The organism is Pseudomonas sp. KBN12P06040 (assembly GCF_037574965.1).
Taxonomy (GTDB): Bacteria; Pseudomonadota; Gammaproteobacteria; order Pseudomonadales; family Pseudomonadaceae; genus Pseudomonas; species Pseudomonas aeruginosa.
Map to the genome: position 1 here is coordinate 2,374,203 of NZ_JBBELS010000001.1, position 18,993 is coordinate 2,393,195.

Consider the following 18,993-nt stretch of genomic DNA (forward strand, 5'->3'; position numbering starts at 1 on the left):
AAGGGGCAATCGTTGATGCGGGTCAACGAGACCGTTCGTCAGCTTAGCGGCCGATCCGCCGGGAGCTTGAGGGCGATCTCAGTCGATCGTCGGCAGGCCGAAGAACGCCCGCGCCGCGGCGCTGGTGTGAGCGGCCAGGCGCTCCGCGCTCTCGCCGCGATGGCGGGCCACGCAGTCGAGCACCTCGACTAGGTAGGCCGGTTCGTTGCGCCCGTTCTTCGGCTTCGGCCGCAGGCTGCGCGGCAGCAGGTAGGGCGCGTCGCTTTCCAGCATGAGACGGCCGACCGGGATCTCGCCTACCAGATCATGCAGGTGGGTGCCGCGGCGCTCGTCGTTGATCCAGCCGGTGATACCGATGTGCAGGTCGAGGTCGAGGTAGCCATACAGCGCCCGGCGCTCGCCGGTGAAACAATGTACGACGGCGGCCGGCAGGCGATCGCGGAAGTCGTGCAGGATCGCCAGCAGGCGCTCGCTGGCGTCGCGTTCGTGGAGGAACACCGGACGCTGTAGCTCGACGGCCAGTGCCAGTTGTTCCTCCAGGGCCTTTTCCTGGGCCGGACGAGGAGAGAAGTCGCGATTGAAGTCGAGACCGCATTCGCCCACCGCGCGTACCCGCTGGTCGTCGAACAGGGCGCGCAGGCCGCGAGCGGTGTCGCCGTTCCAGTGGCTGGCCTCGTGGGGGTGGACGCCGGCGGTGGTAAACAGCCGGCCGCCCTCGTCGAGTTCGCCGCAGAGCTGCAGCGCCTGTTCGCTGTCGGCCAGGCTGGTGCCGGTGATCACCATCTGCACCACCCCGGCGGCGCGCGCGCGGGCGAGCAGTGCTTCACGTTCCGGGGCGAAGCTGGCGTGGGTCAGATTGACGCCGATATCGATGAGTTGCATGGTGCCTTCCTGGAATTCGCAGCGAGGCGGCGCCCCCTCGATCGCGCCGGACCCGCCGGGGGATGGGTGGCAAACCGCTTGTAGAACAATCCGTTATAATCGCAGATCGGGTTCTTCGGCGCCCGGATTATCTACCCAATGCCTCCGTTTGCAGCCGCTGTCGGAGAGGAACTTGCCAAGACTGCCATGCTCTGATTGATCCGGTCCCCCGGAGAGGGACATCGAGCCTGGCCTCTGGAGACCTGGATGACGCGTCTGTTGCTGCTTTCGCTTTGCCTGCTGGTGCTCGCACCCTTGCCGGCGGCTGCGCGCATCACCGGCCAGCCGGACAACTGGCACAAGGAACAGCCGGAGACCCGCGACCTGGCGAGCATCCGCCGCGCTGGCGTGCTCAAGGTGCTGGTCAACCAGAGCCGCAACAGCTCGGGCGAGGTGAAGGGCGAGCCGATCGGCGTCGAGTACCGTCGCCTGCGCGCCTTCGAGCAATACCTCAACAGCCGCTCGCCGTCCGCGCGGAACCTCACCCTCAAGCTCATACCCAAGCCCAAGGACCAGTTGCTTGCCGCCCTGCAGCGTGGCGAAGGCGACCTGGTCGCCCCCGGCGAACTGCTGCCGGCGCACGACGGCCTGCAGGTCAGCCCGAGCGCGCCGGTGCGCGCCGATGTACCGCTGGTGCTGGTGGCGCGCAAGGGCAATCGGCGCTACACGCGCCTGGAGCAGTTGTCCGGGCGGACCATCCCGCTGCCGGCCGGCAGCGCCGCCGAGGGCGCCATCGAACTGGTCAACCAGCGCCTGGCGCAACGCCGCATGGCACCGATCCGTATCGAAAAGCTGGACGCTTCCCTGGCCGTCGAGGATGTGATGGAAATGGTCCAGGCAGGCATCCTCGGCTTCACCGTGGTCGAGCAGCCCATCGCCGAACGCTGGGCCAAGGTGCTGCCGAAGCTGCGCGTCGACCGCCACCTGGTGCTGGACAATCGCGCCGACATGGCCTGGTACGTGCGCCGCGATGCCAGCACCCTGCGCGCGACCATCGACCGCTTCCTCGCCGACTACCGCGCGCCGGCCGACCAGGACGTGGCTTTCCAGCGCGTCTACCGGCGCGCCTACAAGGTCCGCAACCCCCTCGGCGCGGCGGACCGCAAGCGCCTGGAAGCGGTCCGTCCACTGCTGCAGCGCTACGCGCAGCAGAGCAGCATGGACTGGCTGGCGCTGGCGGCGGTGGCCTACAAGGAGTCGCACCTGAACCCGAAGGCGCGCGGTTCCGGCGGCGCCAGCGGGCTGATGCAGATCACCCCCGCGGCGGCGCGCAGCGTCGGGGTCGGCAATGTGCACGACAAGGACAGCAACGTGCTGGCCGCCAGTCGCTACCTGACCAAGATCCGCAAGCAGTTCTTCTCCAGCAAGCACCTCGACGAGCGCGAGCGCCTGGCGTTCACCCTGGCGGCCTACAACATGGGCCCGGAGCGGGTGCAGAACCTGCGCACCCAGGCGCGTCGCCGGGGGCTCGATCCGAATCGCTGGTTCTTCCAGGTAGAGCGGGTGGCTGCGGAAGAGATAGGCATGGGTGTGGTGAGTTATGTCAGCAGCGTCAACAAGTACTACCTTGCATATGAACGCGAACGGGTTCGCCTGGAGCCCGGGGTGCGTGCGAAGACGGCGACGGCTCAAAAATAATCTATAAATTCGATATTGATAACGCGTTTTTTGCGGTTTTAATATCGAATTATCTTGCCTATAGTGTGCCCATCTTATCCCACACCTGAGGACGCACCATGAATCCACTGATCAAGACCATCCTGTCGACCAACGCCGGTGCCGGCCTGGCCATCCTGCGTATCGTCACCGGTCTTACCCTGATGTCCCACGGTTCGCAAAAGCTCTTCGGCATGTTCGGCGGCGCCGGCCTGAATGGCATGGCGCAGTGGTTCGAATCCATCGGCCTGACCCCTGGCTACCTGCTGGCGACCCTGGCCGGCAGCGCCGAGTTCTTCGGCGGCCTGGCGCTGGTGATCGGCCTGCTGGTGCGTCCGGCGTCGGTGGTGGTGGGCTTCACCATGATCGTGGCGATCTTCAGCGTGCACATCGGCAATGGCTTCTTCATCACCGACAACGGCTATGAATATGCCCTGACCCTGCTGATGATCAGCGTGGCGCTGCTGATCGATGGCGCCGGCAAGTTCTCGCTGGACGGCAAGCTGTCCCGCTGAACCGGGCTGGCGACGAAAAAGGGCGGACACCTTCGGGTGGCCGCCCTTTTTCGTTGCGGCGCGCAGCACAAGGTTTCCGCCTCGCCGGCCACGCCAGGGCTGCACCCCTGAGGGTAGCGTTATCCGCCGAAGCGCCCTTCGCCGCGTTCTTGGCGTTTCCGTGTCGGTCAGCGCTGCTCGGCCTGGCGCATCTGTTCCAGCGCGCCCAGGCGCAAGCGTTCCTGTTCGCTGAAGCGCTCCTCGGCCAGGCGTTCGACCGCCGCGCGGCGGTCGGCTTCGCTCAGGCCGGTATTGCCTTCGATCCGGCTCTTCTCGGCGAAATAGTCGTCCAGCCGGCCCTTCCAGGCCGAGCGTTGCCGATCGAGTTGCTCCAGGCGGGTGGTGGCTTCGGCGCCCACCAGTTGCTGACGCATCTGGCGGATGGCTTCCGGGCCGGCGCCAGCGGCCTGGAGGGCGGCGGTCTGCTGCTGCAGTTCGCTTTGCAGTTGCGGCAGCACGCTTTCCTGCTGGTCTTCCGGCAGGCTGGCGCGCAGGCGGTCGATGGCGGCGGCCTTTTCCTCGGCGCTGAGCTTGCCGTCCTGGCGGATCGCCAGGCGCTCCAGGGTGAACTGGTTGTAGGTTTCCTCGTCGGCGAAGAACGCCACGTGCGCTTCGTTGCTGAAGATCCGCGCGCGCAGGGCTTTCACCGCGGCTTCCCGCTGGCGCAGGGCGTCGAGGTCGGCCAGGCGCGGCAGGTCGCGTTCGAGCAGCACCAGTTCCTTCTTGTAGTCGATGTATTGCTGCATCAGCGCCAACGCCTGGCCGCGCGCCGGCTCCTGGAGTTCGGCGGCGATGTAGGCGCGCAGGCGGTCCAGGCTTTGCTGCAGGGGCTCTTCGCCGACGGCGCTGAGGAAGTAGTCGAACAGGTTGCGGATGTCGCGGGTGATCAGCAGGTTGCCGCTGGCGTCGACGCTGAAACTGCCATCGACGCTGGTGCCCCTGAAGGAGGTTGGCAGCGGCGCGACCTTGGCCGGCATGACCTGGGGGGCCGGCACCGCTTCTCCCGCGGAGGCTGCTGGCGGGGCGTGGTCTGCGCCCGCCTGCGCGCTGGCCGGGGGCGCCGTCTCGGGTGCGGGGGAAGGTTCCAGCCAGACGAACCAGGCCAGGCTGGCGGCGAACGCCAGTGGAATCAGCAGGAGGATTTTCTTCACGCGAGGGGGCTTCCGGGAAAGGGCCGGGGCCGAGGCCCCGGCCGGGGTCCTACAGGCTGGCGTTCTTCAGGCGGTTGGCGTGCTGGCGGTAGACGCTGACCGGGCTGGTCTCGAACAGGCTGGTGAGGCCGAAGACCTGGTTCACCTCGTCCAGGTGGTTCATCCGGTAGTTGTCGCGGATCACCATGCCCAGGTGCGAACTGCAGGTGCCGACCAGGCCGTCGTTGGCGGTGCCGTTCTTGAAGGTCAGCGACGAGGCGCCGAGGAAGGCGTCGCTCGGATCGAGGAAGTTGGTCAGCGGCGAGGAACCGCTCCAGGAGTAATAGCTCACGCCGTTGACCTTGTAGGCGCCTTCGCCGCAGGCCGAGGTGGGGATGCCCTGCGGGTACTTGGCGTTGAAGCGCGCGGCACCCTCGCTGTTCAGCGACTCCAGCGAGCCCAGTGAATTCTGCGTACCGGTGCTGCCGCTGGAAAGGAAGCTGATCAGCGCGCCGAGGCTGTTGACCAGCCCGGAGAGGACTGCCTCGCCGGCCGAACCCGGAGGGATCTGGCGCAGGAAGTCGGCGGTGTCCGAACCCTTGTGCGGGGCGCCGACGCTGGTGGCGGAAGCGATCAGGTCGGGACGTACGGCGGCGACGTAGCGGATGGTCGGCCCGCCGTGGCTGTGGCCGATCAGGTTGACCTTGGGCTGGCCGCTGAGGGCGACGATTTCCTCCACCTGTTGCAGCAACTGCTCGCCGCGGACTTCCGAGGTGTCCAACTGGCTGACTTCGGTGACGTAGACCTGGGCACCGTCACGGCGCAAGGCGCTGGGAATGCCGAACCAGTAGTCGACCCCGAGGATGTTGTCGAAGCCGAGCATGCCGTGGGCCAGCACGATGGGGTATTTGGTCTGGGTGTAGGTGCTGGCCTGGATCAGAGGGCTGGCAGCGAGAGAGGCGAGGCCGATGGCCAGGCCGAGGGGGAGCAGAGACTTCTTCTTCATGTTGTTCTCATCTCAGGTTGATGGGGCCGAGGGGCGCGTCCTGCCAGCCATCGCCCGAATCCTTCCGGGAGAACCGCTTCGCTGTCCCTTGCGCAGGAACCGTGCCAGCTTCGGCTTTTTTCCTCCAGGCCAGGAAATCCGCGGCTTCCTGGCGGCCGGTCATAACCTGCGTGGCAGAGCGGAAGAGGCGGGTTGTTACGGCGCGAAACGCTCGTTTGAATCTTCCCCGCACAACGCCCAGCGACCGAGTGTGCGGTAGCGCACGCCCGCGGCGTCGTTTTGCGAGCAAAACAGGCTGAAATGGTCGACCTGCCATACGAAGGTTGGGGGTAGCGGGACGTCCTCCAGCGGCGCGGCATCGCGAGCCAGGGTCAGATGGGCGCTGAATGGGCGGGTTTCCACAGGCAGCTCCAGTTCGGCAAGGCCTGAGCGCAGGGCGCGGCGCAGGCGCAGGAGGGCGCCGGGCGGTTGGCTGGGGGCCAGCAGCAGGATGCCGTTCCTCCAGCGCAGCAGACGGTCGAGACACAGGTCGAAGGGCGCGGCCTCGATGGCCGCGGCCATGTCCAGCAGGGCCTCGAGCCGAGCGGACGGGACCTGCCCGAGGAAGGCCAGGGTCAGGTGCAGGTTCGCCGTCGCCACCTGGCGTCCGGGCAGTGGCTGGTCATCGCGCCACCGGCCGATCCGCTCGGCGAGGGGAGGTGGACAGGGCAGGGCGAAGAACAGGCGAAGAGAGCGATCGGGCATGGGCGCCTCCGCGTGTTTCTTGACAGTCTCCATGCGGCTTTTCTAGGATGCGCGTGCGCCGATTTAAACAGCAACTTGCGGGGCGCTCGGCAGCAGCCGAAATACCGCTAAAGCGCTGGCTCGGTGTTGCCTCTCACCGCTGTCCAGCGGGACCGAAGAGGCGGAGACATGACGTCATGACCTGTCCCAGCACGCAATTGCGCCTGGCACCCATCACCACCGGCCTGGTCCGGCGGAACCCGAGGATTCTCCTCAGCGGGCCGCACCAGCCGACCCTCGTCCGTTACCTCGAAGGCTGGCCGAAGCGCTGGAACGGTTCGCGTACCTTCCTTATCCAGTTCGCCCAGGACGGCAAGGACCTGGCGCGCTTCCCCAGCGACGCGTTCGACTTCGCCGTGGTCCAGGCCCCCGGGGCGGAAGACCTGGACCTGGTGGTCCGGCAACTGATCCGGGTCGCCCGCCAGGGCCTGATCACCCGCCGTATCCTGCGCTGAGCGCGTGGCCCCTCAGGGCGCCGGCGGATACTCGATCTCGACGACGAACCAGAGCTTTTCCCCGGCCGGGGTGCGCACCAGCACCTCGGCGTCCAGCTCCTTGCCGACCAGTGCGCGGGCGAGCGGCGAGTCGATGCTGATCTGGTTGTTGCGCAGGTCCAGTTCGTCGGGGCCGACAATGCGATAGCGGGCCTGCTCGCCGTCTTCGTCTTCCAGGGTCACCCAGGCGCCGAAGTACACCCGGTTCGGATCCGCCGGCCGCTCGCCGACCACTTTCAGGTTCTCCAGGCGCTTGCGCAGGAAGCGCACGCGGCTGTCGATCTCGCGGAGCATCTTCTTGCCGTAGATGTATTCGGCGTTTTCCGAGCGATCGCCGAGGGCGGCGGCTTCGCTGACCGCCTGGGTCACCTGGGGACGGCGCACGTGCCAGAGTTCATGCAGCTCTGCACGTAACCGCGTGGCGCCCTCCGGAGTGATCAGCGGGGTGCCGGCGGTGCGCGGTGGACGATAGCGACTCATGGTTCGGGTGGTTCCACAAATGAACGGATGAAAGCCTGCCAGTGTATCCGATCAGCCCTCGCGCAGGACCCGCAGCGGGCTGCTGTTGAGGGCGCGACGGGTACCCAGCAGGCCGGCGCCGCCTACCAGCACGGCGCCTACCAGAGGCAGCGCGAGCAACCAGGGGTGCGCTTGCCACGGCAGGTCGAAGACCAGTCGGTAGAGCAGCAGGCTGACCGCCTCGCAGCCGAGCGCCGCGAGCAGGCCGCTGACTGCGCCGAGCAGGGCGAACTCGACCCGCCGGGTACGTTGCAGCAACTCGCGCTCGGCACCCAGCGCGCGCAGCAGGGCACCCTGGCGCACGCGCTCGTCGAGGGTCGCCTGGAGGCCGGCGAAGAGCACCACGAAGCCCGCCGCGAGAACGAACACCAGCACGTACTCCACGGCCAGGGTGACCTGGTCGAGGATGCTCCGCAGCTGGCTCAGCAGGGCGTCTACCGGCAGCAGGGTGACGGTGGGGAAGGCGCGGGCCAGTTCGATCAGGTCGCGTTCCTGGCTGGCCGGCAGGTAGAAGCTGGTCAGGTAGGTCACCGGCAGGTCGGTCAGGGTGCCGGGCTGGAAGACCATGAAGAAGTTCGGCTGGAAATTGTCCCACTTCACCTTGCGCAGGCTCTGGACCTGGACCTCGCGATTCTGCCCGGCGACGCTGAAGGTGAGCCGGTCGCCGACCTGGATACGCAGGTTGGCGGCCAGCTTCTCTTCCACCGACACGCCCGGCAGGGCCCCCGGCTGCGGCGCGCTCCACCAGCGTCCGGCGGTGAGCTGGTTGCCGGAGGGCAGTCGCTCTGACCAGGTCAGGCCGAGGTCGCGCTGCAGGGCACGCTCGCTGCGCACGTCTTCGTCGAGCGCCTGGACCGGCTTGCCGTTCACCGCTACCAGGCGCCCGGGAACCATGGGGAACAGCGGCTCGGCGCCGGGGGAGAGCTTTTGCACGCGACGTTCGAAGGCGTCCTTTTCCGTCGGCAGGATGTTCAGGGCGAAATGGTTGGGGGCGTCCGGCGGCAACTGGGCCTGCCAGGTATCCAGCAGTTCGCCGCGAAGCAGGGCGATCAGGGCCATGGCCAGCAGGATCAGGCCGAAGGCCAGGCTCTGTCCGGCGGCGGCCAGCGGGTGCCGCAACAACTGGCCGAGTCCCAGCCGCCATGGCAGGCTGGCACGCGCCAGTGCCCGGCGCAGGCCGTTTAGGCCGAGCAGCAGGAGGGCGCCGAGCACCAGCGTGGCGACCAGGCCGCCGCCGAGCAGGGCGAGGGTCAGCTTCAGGTCGAGACTCAACCGCCACATGATCAGGCCCAGGGCGAGCAGGGCGCAGGCGTAGGCCATCCAGGTGCGCATCGGCACCGGCAGCAGGTCGCTGCGCAGGACCCGCAACGGCGGTACCCGGCCCAGGGCTGCCAGCGGCGGCAGGGCGAAGCCGGCCAGCGCTACCAGGCCGGTGGCGATCCCGGCGAAGGCGGGGAACAGGCCGCCGGCCGGTACGTCCGGCGGCAGCAGCGTGGCGAGCAGGCGGAACAGGCCGAGCTGTGCCAACCAGCCGAGCAGGGCGCCGATGGCGCTGGCGAGCAGGCCCAGCAGCAACAGTTGCAGCGCGTAGAGGAGCAGGGTTTCGCTGCGCGACAGACCGAGGCAGCGCAGCAGCGCGCTGGCGTCGTAGCGCCGTGCAGCGAAACGGGCGGCGGACAGCGCCACGGCGACGCCGGCGAGCAGCACCGCGGCCAGGCTGGCCAGGTTCAGGTAGCGCTCGGCACGGCCGAGGGCATCGCCCACCTGGCGGTTGCCGTCGCGGGCATCCTGCAGGCGCTGGTTGGCGGCGAGGCTGCCCTTGACCTGCTGGCGATAGGCCTGGAGGGCTTCCGGCGGGCCTTCCCACAGATCGCGGTAGCGCACCCGGCTGCCCGGCTGGACCACCCCGGTGGCATCGAGGTCGGCCAGGCTCATCATGGCGCGGGGCGTCAGGCTGTAGAAGTCGCCGGCGCGGTCCGGCTCGTAGGTAAGGATGCGCGCGATGCGCAGCGGCTTGCGGCCGATCTCGATGCTGTCGCCGACCTTCAGGTCGAGGCTGACCAGCAGGCGCGATTCGACCCATACCTCGCCCGCCTGCGGACGACCGCCGGCCTGCTCGGCGGCGAACGGCGCGGCAGCGCTCTTGAGCTGGCCGCGCAAGGGGTAGCGGTCGCCGACCGCCTTGATGCTGCTGAGCTGGATGCCCTGGTCGGTGGCGATCACGCTGGAAAACTCGACGCTGTCGGCGTGGCGCAGGCCCAGACGGGTGCCGCGTTCGATCTGTTCGGCGCTTGCCGGCTGGGTACCGTTGAGCACCAGGTCGGCGCCGAGGAACTCGGCGGCGCGGGCGAGCATGGCGCCGTTCAGGCGGGCGCTGAAATAGCCGATGGCGGTGCTCGAGGCGACCGCGATCAGCAGGGCGAAGAACAGCACGCGCAGCTCGCCGCTGCGCGACTCGCGGAACAATTGGCGACCGGCGAGGCTCAGCAGGCGGGAGAGGGGCACCGGCTTCATCAGGGTTCGACCCGGTCGATCAGGCGTCCGCTTTCCAGACGGATCAGGCGCCGGCAGCGATGCGCCAGACGCTCGTCGTGGGTAACCAGGACCAGGGTGGTACCGCGTTCGCGGTTGAGTTCGAAGAGCAGGTCGCTGATCCGCTCGCCGGTGGCGCTGTCGAGGTTGCCGGTGGGTTCGTCGGCGAACAGCACGTCCGGCTCCGCCGCGAAGGCGCGGGCAATGGCGACCCGCTGCTGCTCGCCGCCGGAGAGCTGGCGCGGATAGTGGCCCAGGCGTTGGCCGAGGCCGACTCGCTCGAGCAGTTCTCTGGCGCGCTGGCGAGCGTCGGCGCGGCCTTCCAGCTCCAGGGGCAGCATCACGTTCTCCAGCGCATCGAGGCTGTCGAGCAACTGGAACGACTGGAACACGAAGCCTACATGGGCCGCGCGGACGCGCGCCCGCTGGTCCTCGTCGAGGTCGCCGAGGGCGTGCCCGGCGAGACGGACCTCGCCGCCGCTGGGCTGGTCGAGCCCGGCGAGCAGGCCGAGCAGGGTCGACTTGCCGGAGCCGGAACTGCCGACGATCGCCAGGCTGTCGCCGCGGGCGAGGTCGAGGGAGAGGTCGTGGAGGATGGTCAACTTGCCTTCCGCGCTACCGACAACCTTGCTAAGGTTCTGCGCGTTGAGAATGCTGGCGCTCATGGAGGTTCCGATGCGTGCATTGCTGTTGAGCGGCTGCCTGGCCCTGGTCCTGCTGACCCAGCAGGCCGCGGCGCAGACGCTGTTGGTCGTGGGCGATAGTATCAGCGCCGCTTTGGGACTGGATACCAGCCAGGGCTGGGTCGCCCTGTTGCAGAAGCGCCTCGCCGACGAAGGTTACGACTACCGGGTGGTGAACGCCTCGATCAGCGGCGACACCTCCGCGGGCGGCCTGGCGCGCCTGCCGGCGCTGCTTGCCGAGGAGAAGCCGGCGCTGGTGGTGATCGAGCTGGGAGGCAACGACGGGCTGCGCGGAATGGCGCCGGCGCAATTGCAACAGAATCTTGCCAGCATGGCGCAAAAGGCCCGGGCGGAAGGGGCGAAGGTGCTGCTGCTGGGTATCCAGTTGCCGCCGAACTACGGCCCGCGCTACATCGAGGCCTTTTCCAAGGTCTACGGCGCGGTTGCGGCGCAGGAAAAGACCGCCCTGGTGCCGTTTTTCCTCGAAGGGGTCGGCGGGGTCCAGGGGATGATGCAGGCGGATGGCATCCATCCGGCGCTCGCCGCCCAGCCGAGGCTCCTGGAAAATGTCTGGCCGACGCTGAAACCGCTGCTTTGAGACTTCCCCGGGAAACCGCTTTCGGCTAAGGTTGCGCACCCCTCAGGAGCCCCCCATGCCGCGTCCCGCCTGGACCCTCTACGCCTATCAACTGATCGAGCCCGACGATCAGCTGGACCTGTTCGCCTGTCGCGAGGTCCGGGTGCATGTGGTGGCGCGTCAGCTGGAGCTGGATACCCCGGCGGACCGCACGCTTTGCGGCAAGCTGCTGCCGGCCCAGCCGCGCTGGCAGCCGCTGGAACGGGCGCGTCTGCGCGACCGGCTGCTGTGTCCCGATTGCCGGAAACAACTGGAGGCGGAAAAGCGCGGGGAGCGCCTGTCCTGGTTGGTCTGAGCCCTCCCGGTGAAACCTGGCGGGGTGTTACACTGTCTTTCCTACTCCTTCATCGCACTCGCCAAGGATTCTCCGGAATGTTGTCGCGCGTACCCGTTGTCTCACTGTCTTTCGCCGCGCTGCTTTCGGCCGGCTCCGCATCGGCCCTGGAACTGCAGCTCCCGCCTCCGGGCGAGGACGTCGTCGGCCAGGTCCAGGTGATCAAGGCCAAGTACGAGGACACGTTCGCCGACCTCGGCGAGCAGTACAACCTGGGCTACAGCGAAATGGTCGCCGCCAACCCGGGCGTCGATCCCTGGCTGCCGGGCGTCGGCACCGAGGTGATCATCCCGACCCGCTTCGTGCTGCCGCCTGGCCCGCGCGAAGGCGTGGTGATCAACCTGGCCGAGTACCGCCTGTACTACTACCCGAAAGGGCAGAACGTGGTGCACACCTATCCGCTGGGCATCGGCCGCGAGGGCTGGGGTTCGCCGATCGCGAACACCCGCATCACCGCCAAGACCAAGGACCCGGCCTGGTATCCGCCGGCCTCGATCCGCGCCGAGCACGCCGCCGATGGCGATCCGCTGCCGACCGTGGTGCCGCCGGGCCCGGACAATCCGCTGGGACCGTACAAGCTGACCCTGGGTGTGCCGGGCTACCTGATCCATGGTTCGAACAAGAAGTTCGGCATCGGCACCCGCACCAGCCATGGCTGCTTCCGCATGTACAACGCCGACGTGACCCACCTGTTCTCGATGATCAGCGTCGGCACCAGCGTGCGTATCATCAACGAGCCCTACAAGTTCGGCGTGAGCAACGGCAAGGTCTACCTGGAGGCGCATACGCCGCTGAACGACCATGGCGACCCGTCGGTGGTGGATAAGCACACCGCGGTGATCAATACCCTGCTCAAGCGCGACGACCTGGCCAAGCGTATCCAGTTGAACTGGGACGTGGTCCGCGAAGTGGTGGCCTCGGAGGATGGCGTGCCGGTGGAAATCGCCCAGGAATCGGCGCCGGCGATGACCGCGACGGTGGATAGCGATCCTACCCAGCTTACGCCCTGACGGAGAGCGTCGAGGCAGAGGCCCGCGTACCCGCAAGGGACGCGGGTTTTTTCATGCCCGGCGAAACGCAGGCATAAAAAAACCGGCCCCGAGGGACCGGTTTTCAACAGGTCGTGAGACCTATTACTTGCGGCTGGCTTTTTCCAGCATGCGCAGGGCACGCTCGTTAGCCTCGTCAGCGGTCTGCTGAGCTTTCTGAGCAGCGCCCAGAGCTTCGTCAGCCTTGCGATAGGCTTCGTCAGCGCGAGCCTGAGCACGAGCAGCTGCGTCTTCGGTAGCGGTCAGACGAGCTTCGGTTTCTTTGGAGTGGCTGCTGCAACCGGTGGCCAGAACAGCAGCCAGAGCCAGAGCAGAGAATTTCAGAACGTTGTTCATCGTGTTCCCCTTAAGGTGGACATTTCCATAACAGCAATCTCCCCAGCCGGGGAAATTAGCCGGCTACATACTACCCATTACTTGTAGTAAGTAAACTGACCAAGCGCAAGCCGAGCAACTTTTTTTTTTAGCCCCCCCGACTTTAGCAGTAGTTGGAGTGTCGTTTGTTCAAAAAATATCCAGCGTGCGGCGCAAGTAAGCAATTTCCCGGACCTTGGGTAGAGTTGCTGCAAGAGGCGGGGGATGAGGGCTGCCGGGTTGTCGAGAATGTTCCGCCGGAGTGGCTGGCGCTTATCGACTTGGCGGGGAGTGGCAAGTAACAACTAAGTTGCCAGCATGTTGCCGGAAATGCCGTAAGTATTGGTGCGGAAATGAAAAAGGCCCGGCTAACTTGATTAGCCGGGCCTTCTTGCGATCTGGCGGTGAGGGAGGGATTCGAACCCTCGATACGGTTTCCCGTATACACACTTTCCAGGCGTGCTCCTTCAACCACTCGGACACCTCACCAGGTTCTCGACAGCGCCGTGTCTGTCGAGGCGCGCAATTTACTCGAACATTTCCCGCTTGGCAAATATTTTTTTAACTTTTTCATCGGCTTAGGTCGTCGGAGGAAAGTCCGCGGGGTGCCTTGGTAGACTGCCGGGCACGAAGAGGAGAGGCGGATGGCGAGCTGGGACATTTTCTGTAGCGTGGTCGACAACTATGGCGACATCGGCGTCACCTGGCGCCTGGCTCGCCAACTGGCCGCCGAGCACGGTCAGGCGGTGCGCCTGTGGGTGGACGAGCCGCAGGCCTTCGCCCGGATCTGTCCGCGGGCGGACCCGGCGGCGCACGTGCAGTGCCTGGATGGGGTCGAAGTGCGTGCCTGGGGCCGGCCGTGGGCATCGGTGGTGGCGGCCGACGTGGTGATCGAGGCCTTCGCCTGCGAACTGCCGGAGGCGCACCGGCAGGCCATGCGCGAGCGCGAGCGGCCGTCCCTGTGGCTGAACCTGGAGTACCTGAGTGCCGAGGAATGGATCGGCAGTTGCCACGCATTGCCGTCGCTGCAGGCGTGCGGGCTTTCCAAGTACTTCTTCTTTCCCGGGTTCCGCGAGCCCAGTGGCGGCCTGTTGCGCGAGGCCGGCCTGCTGGAACGTCGGCGCCGTTTCCAGGCCTCTGCCTCGGCGCAGGATGAGTTTCTCGCCTCCCTCGGCGTGCGGCGGAAGGTTGGCGAGCGACTGATTTCGCTGTTTGCCTACGAAAACCCGGCGCTGCCTGGCTGGCTGGAACAACTGCGCGACGCCCGCCAGCCGAGCCTGCTGCTGGTGCCGGAGGGGCGGGTGCTGGCGGATGTCGCCGATTGGCTGCGGGTGGCTACCCTGGCCGTCGGGGACGTCCACGTGCGCGACGCGTTGCGGGTCCAGGTGCTGCCGTTCATGGCGCAGGACGACTACGATCGCCTGTTGTGGTGCTGCGACCTGAACGCGGTGCGCGGCGAGGACTCCTTCGTTCGCGCGCAGTGGGCGGGACGGCCGCTGCTCTGGCACATCTATAGACAGGAAGAGGAGGCGCACCTGGCGAAGCTCGAGGCATTCCTCGAACTCTATTGCGCCGGCCTGCCCGTCGACCTGGCGGAAAACCTGCGCACCTTCTGGCTGGCGTGGAACGCCGGCGGTGGACTTGCCGGGGCCTGGGAGGGGCTGGAGAGGCAACTGCCCGAGTGGCGTAGGGAAGCGCAGCGCTGGGCCGACGAACAGGGCATGCGTCCGGATCTTGCGGCAAGGCTGGTGCAATTTTACGCAGATTGGCTATGATACGCGGCCTGATTTTTTGTCTTTCATCCATCGGATATTCGTATGAAAACCGCTCAAGAGTTCCGCGCCGGCCAGGTTGCCAACATCAATGGCGCTCCCTGGGTCATCCAGAAGGCCGAGTTCAACAAGTCCGGCCGTAACGCTGCCGTCGTCAAGATGAAGCTGAAGAACCTGCTGACCGGCGCCGGTACCGAGACCGTGTTCAAGGCCGACGACAAGCTGGAGCCGATCATCCTCGATCGCAAGGAAGTGACCTACTCCTACTTCGCCGACCCGCTGTACGTCTTCATGGACAGCGAGTTCAACCAGTACGAGATCGAGAAAGACGATCTGGAAGGCGTGCTGACCTTCATCGAAGACGGCATGACCGACATCTGCGAAGCCGTGTTCTACAACGACAAGGTGATCTCGGTAGAGCTGCCGACTACCATCGTTCGCCAGATCGCCTACACCGAGCCGGCCGTCCGCGGCGACACCTCGGGCAAGGTGATGAAGACCGCGCGCCTGAACAACGGCGCCGAGCTGCAGGTTTCCGCGTTCTGCGAAATCGGCGACTCGATCGAGATCGATACCCGCACCGGCGAGTACAAGTCCCGCGTCAAGGCCTGATCCCGCGCGACGAGAAAAAGCCCGGCATTCGCCGGGCTTTTTCGTTTCCGCTGTCCGCCGCCGCGGCGCGGAGAGTCAGAAGCTTCAAACCGACACGTTCAGGCGTACGTCGATATTGCCGCGGGTAGCGTTGGAGTAGGGGCAGACCTGGTGGGCGGCGGCTACCAGCGCTTCGGCGGCTTCGCGCTCCAGGCCCGGCAGGCTGATGTGCAGTTCGACCTCCAGGCCGAAGCCGCCGGGAATCTGGCCGATGCCGACCTTGCCGGTTATCGAGGCGTCGGCGGGAAGGGTCTGCTTGCGCTGGCCGGCAACGAACTTCAGGGCCCCGATGAAGCAGGCCGAGTAGCCGGCGGCGAACAGTTGTTCCGGGTTGGTGGCCGCGCCGCCCTGGCCGCCCAGTTCGCGCGGAGTGCTGAGTTTCACGTCGAGCACGCCGTCCGAGGATACCGCACGGCCGTCACGGCCTCCGGTGGCGGTTGCGCTTGCGGTGTAGAGAGCCTTGATGGTTTGCATGAGGGTCACCTGTCTAGGTTGTGCGTTAATTTCTTGCGCGCTAAGTAAGTGCGTGAAATGAAATTTATCGTCATGCTATTTTGTGCGCAAGATAAATCGTTGGAAGATTTGGCGATAAAAACCAGACAGGTAGGTATAAGCCCCTCAGTCCGGTGCTTGCAGGTTGCCGCGCAGGGCCAGCAGCTCATCCTTGAGGGCGACCAGCTGTGGCAAGTCGAGGCCGGTACTCTCCAGGATGCAGGCGGGAATGCTCTCGGCCTGTCGCTGCAGGGCGCGGCCCTTGTCGGTCAGGCGCAGCAGGACTACGCGTTCGTCTTCGCTGCTGCGAGTGCGGGTAATCAGACCTTCGCCCTCCAGGCGCTTGAGCAGAGGCGTGAGCGATCCCGGGTCGGTAAGCATGCGTGCGCTGATTTCGCCCACGGTCAGGCCGTCGCGTTCCCATAGCACCAGCATGGCGATGTACTGCGGATAGGTGAGGCCGAGCGCTTGCAGCAGGGGCTTGTAGACCTTGGTCATCTGCAGCGAGGTGGAATACAGGGCGAAGCACAGCTGGTTGTCCAGCTTGAGCTGCTCGCAAGGGGTGGTGGGCAGTCGGGACATGGCTGTCTTCCAAGTAAGTAGGGCGCTGTGCATGAATTTAGCGTAGTGGCTATTGGCTTTCCAGGTTTCCCGCCGGGTGGTGTCTTCAGCGCTCGCCGAGACGCTGCTGCAGGGTCTGGTCCCAGGGTGGCGGAAAACCGAAGCGCTCGCGGAGGAAAGCCAGCAGCAGGCGGGTTCGCGAACTGGCTTCGCGTTCCAGGCGCAGGGCATAGATGCAGGTGGGCTCGGCGGCGGGCAAGCCGTCGTCGCAGAACAGTGCCTGCAGTTCGCCGCGCAGCAGGTACTCGCTGCACAGCCAGGTCGGCAGGTGGGCGATGCCGAGGCCGGCCAGCGCCGCGTCGACCATCGCTTCGGCGTTATTGGTGGCCAGCCGCGTCCGTTTCGGCCGCAGGTGCTGGAGCTTGCCGTCGTGCTGGAAGCGCCAGGCATAGGGTGGCGACAGGTTGTCCCAATCGATGGCGGCATGCTCCGGCAGTTCGCCGGGGGATGCGGGAACGCCGTGTTCGCGCAGGTACTCCGGGCTGGCGCAGACCACCCGCACCATCGGCGCCAGCGAAGTGGCCACCAGGCGGCTGTCGGGCAGCGGGCCGGCGCGCAACACCAGGTCGACCTCGCCGAGATGTTCGCCCTGCAGGTCGATGAAGCTGCCGATCAGGCGCAATTGCACGTCCAGGCCGGGGTTGGCCTTGAGGAAGTCGGCGATCGCCGGGGCCAGGTGGCGGCGGCCGAAGGGCACCGGCGCATCGATACGGATCAGGCCCTGCGGCGCGGTGCTCAGGGACACCGCTTCGGCGCGGGCCAGGCGCAGTTCGGTGACGATCCGCCGGGCGCGGTCGGCGAAGGCCAGGCCGGCCGGCGTGGCGCGTACCGCATGGGTGGTGCGCACCAGCAGGGTGCTGCCGACGGCGCGCTCTAGGGCGTCCATCCGGCGCGCCACGGCGGACGGGGTGAGCGGGTGCTTGCGGGCAGCGGCGGAGAAGCTGCCGCCATCGAGGACATCGAGGTAGAGAACGAACTGTTCGCTGAGGGTATCGGGCAACATGCTCATGCCTTTGCGTGATTGGCATAGCCATTGTGCTTTCTTGTGCGTTTCCCATCCAGCCACGCTTGCCTAGCATGGAGGCGTCGAAAGAGGGGCTGACATGCTGGATGTATTTCTCGATTTCCTGCTGGGGATGGTGCTCGGTTGCCTGGGCGGTCTGTTCGGGATAGGCGGCGGCCTGCTGGCGATCCCGGCGCTGGGGGTGATCTTCGGCCTCGACCAGCAATTGGCGCAGGGTACCGCGCTGGTGATGGTGGTACCGAACGTGGTGCTGGCGTTGTGGCGCTACCACCAGCGCAACCGCATCGATCCGCGCCAGGCCGGAGTCCTTGCCCTGACCGGCCTGCTTTGCGCGTTCCTGGCGTCCAGCGTGGCCGCGCGGATCGATGCGGCGCGGATGCGCGAAGCGTTCGTGATCTTCCTCCTGGCGCTGGCCGGCTACATGTTCTGGCGCCTGTTCCGGCGCCCGCCGCAGGGCGGCGCGACGCCGCGCTACGGTTTGCCCTGGATGGGCGTGCTGGGCCTTGGCGCAGGTTCGCTCGGCGGGCTTTTCGGGGTCGGTGGCGGGGTGCTGGCGACACCGGTGCTGACTTCGGTGTTCGGCCTCGCCCAGGTCGTCGCCCAGGGCCTCGCGCTGGCCCTGGCCGCACCGAGCACGGCGGTGGCGCTGGGGACCTACGCCATGCACGGTCATGTCGACTGGCGGATGGGGATCCCCCTGGCGCTGGGCGGCCTGCTGAGCATTTCCTGGGGCGTGAGGCTGGCCCACGCCTTGCCCGAGCGCAGCCTGCGCATGGCCTTCTGTGCCTTCCTCGCGTTGTGCGCGGTGCTCCTGCTGGTGCGCGGTTGAGTCAGAGACGGAAGCCCTCGCCGATGTATTCGGCGAGCTTCTCGGTGACCGGCGACTGGCTGTGCGGGTTGCGCATCAGCATGATGCTGGCCGAGGGCAGGGCGGGCAGGCCCTCGCTCTCGTCGAGGATGCGCAGGTTGCCGGTGAGCAGGCTACGCAGTTGCACGGTCACGGCGAGGCCGGCGCTGACCACCGCGAACAGCGCCGACAGGCTGGGGCTGCTGTAGGCGATGCGGTAGTCCAGTTCCGCCGCCTCCAGGGCGTTGCAGGCCCAGGCCCGGCAAAAGCAGGTGGTGTTGAACATGGCCAGCGGGATCGGCCGCTGGTCGTGGGGGCAGAAGCCCTCGGCGGCCATCCAGACGAAGGGCTCCTGGCGCAGCAACTGGCCGATCTCGGTGCCCGGCTCACGGGTGACGATGGACAGGTCGAGGTCGTTGCGCGCCAGCAGGTTGAGCGAGGTGTCGCAATGCACCTCGACCTGCACCAGCGGATAGGCTTCGGCGAAGCGCGACAGGATCGCCGGGAGGAAGCGCATCACGTAGTCGTCCGGGGTGCCGATGCGCACCGAGCCGACCATGTGCGGGCGGCGCAGGGTGTTGAACACCTCGCCGTGCAGCTTGAGGATCCGCCGGGCATAGCCGAGCAGCACCTGGCCTTCGGCGGTGAGGCGGGTCTGTCTTCCGTCGCGCTCGAACAGCGAGCGCTGCAGGACGTCCTCCTCTAGCCGCTTCATCTGCATGCTGACCGCCGACTGGGTGCGATTCACCGCCTCCGCGGCACGGGTGAAACCACCGTGCTCGGCGATGGCGACGAAGGTGCGGAGCAATTCCGTATCGATGCCGGGCTGGTAGCTCATTCATCAATCTCCAAGATGCATTGCATAAGAATGATTCGTTGGATTGATCCTATGCCTGGCGGGAGACTGTGCCTATCCCGAACGGAGGGCAAGACG

Annotated in this window: 21 protein-coding genes and 1 tRNA gene; 9 read left to right on the plus strand and 13 right to left on the minus strand. The window is 66.6% G+C overall.

The genetic code is table 11. The features are described 5' to 3' along the window. Window positions 1-78: 78 nt before the first annotated feature. Entirely contained in the window at window positions 79-882 is an 804-nt protein-coding gene (locus tag VQ067_RS11220; protein WP_016852691.1) for a TatD family hydrolase, read from the minus strand. 246 nt (window positions 883-1,128) lie between these two features. Between VQ067_RS11220 and VQ067_RS11225 the strand changes: the two genes are divergently transcribed. Beyond that, window positions 1,129-2,559, plus strand: a complete 1,431-nt coding sequence (locus VQ067_RS11225; RefSeq protein WP_003138728.1) for an MltF family protein — start codon at window positions 1,129-1,131, stop codon at window positions 2,557-2,559. 98 nt (window positions 2,560-2,657) lie between these two features. Next, on the plus strand, window positions 2,658-3,092 hold the full coding sequence (locus VQ067_RS11230; protein ID WP_003090958.1) for a DoxX family protein: 435 nt from the start codon (window positions 2,658-2,660) through the stop codon (window positions 3,090-3,092). Window positions 3,093-3,259: 167 nt separating this feature from the next. Here VQ067_RS11230 and VQ067_RS11235 read toward each other — a convergent pair whose 3' ends face one another. The 3 genes from VQ067_RS11235 to thpR all read right to left on the minus strand — a co-directional run bounded on the left by VQ067_RS11235 (window position 3,260) and on the right by thpR (window position 6,011). Further along, entirely contained in the window at window positions 3,260-4,282 is a 1,023-nt protein-coding gene (locus VQ067_RS11235; RefSeq protein ID WP_003110995.1) for a lipase secretion chaperone, read from the minus strand. A 49-nt stretch (window positions 4,283-4,331) separates the two neighbouring features. Further along, entirely contained in the window at window positions 4,332-5,267 is a 936-nt protein-coding gene (gene lipA, locus VQ067_RS11240; protein ID WP_003090955.1) for a triacylglycerol lipase, read from the minus strand. Between the two features lie 195 nt (window positions 5,268-5,462). Next, the gene (gene thpR / locus VQ067_RS11245) at window positions 5,463-6,011 is read right to left on the minus strand and encodes an RNA 2',3'-cyclic phosphodiesterase (RefSeq protein WP_033990839.1); all 549 of its coding nucleotides are present in this window, start codon (window positions 6,009-6,011) and stop codon (window positions 5,463-5,465) included. Between the two features lie 176 nt (window positions 6,012-6,187). On the opposite strand from thpR, the gene VQ067_RS11250 reads away from it, so the two are divergent. Beyond that, the gene (locus VQ067_RS11250; protein WP_003090952.1) at window positions 6,188-6,505 is read left to right on the plus strand and encodes a hypothetical protein; all 318 of its coding nucleotides are present in this window, start codon (window positions 6,188-6,190) and stop codon (window positions 6,503-6,505) included. A 12-nt stretch (window positions 6,506-6,517) separates the two neighbouring features. On the opposite strand, the gene greB is transcribed toward VQ067_RS11250, so the two are convergent. Genes greB through VQ067_RS11265 form a run of 3 tightly spaced genes read right to left on the minus strand, consistent with a single transcriptional unit; the run spans window position 6,518 to window position 10,260 of the window. Then, window positions 6,518-7,024, minus strand: coding sequence for a transcription elongation factor GreB (greB, locus tag VQ067_RS11255; protein WP_033953980.1), 507 nt, complete (start codon window positions 7,022-7,024; stop codon window positions 6,518-6,520). A 51-nt stretch (window positions 7,025-7,075) separates the two neighbouring features. Further along, on the minus strand, window positions 7,076-9,568 hold the full coding sequence (locus VQ067_RS11260) for an ABC transporter permease (protein WP_003122524.1): 2,493 nt from the start codon (window positions 9,566-9,568) through the stop codon (window positions 7,076-7,078). 8 nt (window positions 9,569-9,576) lie between these two features. Continuing rightward, entirely contained in the window at window positions 9,577-10,260 is a 684-nt protein-coding gene (locus VQ067_RS11265; protein ID WP_003090949.1) for an ABC transporter ATP-binding protein, read from the minus strand. Window positions 10,261-10,270: 10 nt separating this feature from the next. Here VQ067_RS11265 and tesA point away from each other — a divergent pair, with 10 nt between their 5' ends. The 3 genes from tesA to VQ067_RS11280 all read left to right on the plus strand — a co-directional run bounded on the left by tesA (window position 10,271) and on the right by VQ067_RS11280 (window position 12,259). Next, window positions 10,271-10,876, plus strand: a complete 606-nt coding sequence (gene tesA / locus VQ067_RS11270; protein WP_003119867.1) for an esterase TesA — start codon at window positions 10,271-10,273, stop codon at window positions 10,874-10,876. Window positions 10,877-10,931: 55 nt separating this feature from the next. Next, window positions 10,932-11,210, plus strand: coding sequence for a hypothetical protein (locus VQ067_RS11275; RefSeq protein ID WP_003090947.1), 279 nt, complete (start codon window positions 10,932-10,934; stop codon window positions 11,208-11,210). Window positions 11,211-11,287: 77 nt separating this feature from the next. After that, on the plus strand, window positions 11,288-12,259 hold the full coding sequence (locus VQ067_RS11280) for a L,D-transpeptidase family protein (RefSeq protein ID WP_003090946.1): 972 nt from the start codon (window positions 11,288-11,290) through the stop codon (window positions 12,257-12,259). Between the two features lie 123 nt (window positions 12,260-12,382). Here the strand turns inward: VQ067_RS11280 and oprI are convergent, their stop codons facing one another. Continuing rightward, window positions 12,383-12,634, minus strand: a complete 252-nt coding sequence (gene oprI, locus VQ067_RS11285; protein WP_003090944.1) for an outer membrane lipoprotei OprI — start codon at window positions 12,632-12,634, stop codon at window positions 12,383-12,385. Between the two features lie 417 nt (window positions 12,635-13,051). Continuing rightward, window positions 13,052-13,141: transfer RNA gene (locus VQ067_RS11290), tRNA-Ser, on the minus strand. A gap of 155 nt (window positions 13,142-13,296) precedes the next feature. Between VQ067_RS11290 and earP the strand changes: the two genes are divergently transcribed. Together earP and efp are read left to right on the plus strand one after the other, a co-directional pair. Next, on the plus strand, window positions 13,297-14,427 hold the full coding sequence (gene earP / locus VQ067_RS11295) for an elongation factor P maturation arginine rhamnosyltransferase EarP (RefSeq protein ID WP_033990835.1): 1,131 nt from the start codon (window positions 13,297-13,299) through the stop codon (window positions 14,425-14,427). Window positions 14,428-14,469: 42 nt separating this feature from the next. Beyond that, window positions 14,470-15,036, plus strand: coding sequence for an elongation factor P (gene efp, locus VQ067_RS11300; RefSeq protein ID WP_003090942.1), 567 nt, complete (start codon window positions 14,470-14,472; stop codon window positions 15,034-15,036). 84 nt (window positions 15,037-15,120) lie between these two features. On the opposite strand, the gene ohrR (VQ067_RS11305) is transcribed toward efp, so the two are convergent. The 3 genes from ohrR (VQ067_RS11305) to VQ067_RS11315 form a co-directional block, all read right to left on the minus strand. Further along, complete coding sequence (ohrR, locus tag VQ067_RS11305; RefSeq protein ID WP_003090941.1) at window positions 15,121-15,549, minus strand: organic hydroperoxide resistance protein OhrR; 429 nt, start codon at window positions 15,547-15,549, stop codon at window positions 15,121-15,123. Window positions 15,550-15,693: 144 nt separating this feature from the next. Then, entirely contained in the window at window positions 15,694-16,149 is a 456-nt protein-coding gene (gene ohrR, locus VQ067_RS11310; protein WP_003090940.1) for a hydroperoxide stress response transcriptional regulator OhrR, read from the minus strand. A gap of 85 nt (window positions 16,150-16,234) precedes the next feature. After that, entirely contained in the window at window positions 16,235-17,191 is a 957-nt protein-coding gene (locus VQ067_RS11315; RefSeq protein ID WP_009313879.1) for a LysR family transcriptional regulator, read from the minus strand. Window positions 17,192-17,291: 100 nt separating this feature from the next. Here VQ067_RS11315 and VQ067_RS11320 point away from each other — a divergent pair, with 100 nt between their 5' ends. Then, entirely contained in the window at window positions 17,292-18,041 is a 750-nt protein-coding gene (locus tag VQ067_RS11320) for a sulfite exporter TauE/SafE family protein (protein ID WP_003114755.1), read from the plus strand. Between the two features lies 1 nt (window position 18,042). On the opposite strand, the gene VQ067_RS11325 is transcribed toward VQ067_RS11320, so the two are convergent. Beyond that, window positions 18,043-18,897 (minus strand): LysR substrate-binding domain-containing protein, encoded by an 855-nt coding sequence (locus VQ067_RS11325; protein WP_003090936.1) that lies wholly within the window; start codon window positions 18,895-18,897, stop codon window positions 18,043-18,045. Between the last annotated feature and the right edge of the window lie 96 nt (window positions 18,898-18,993).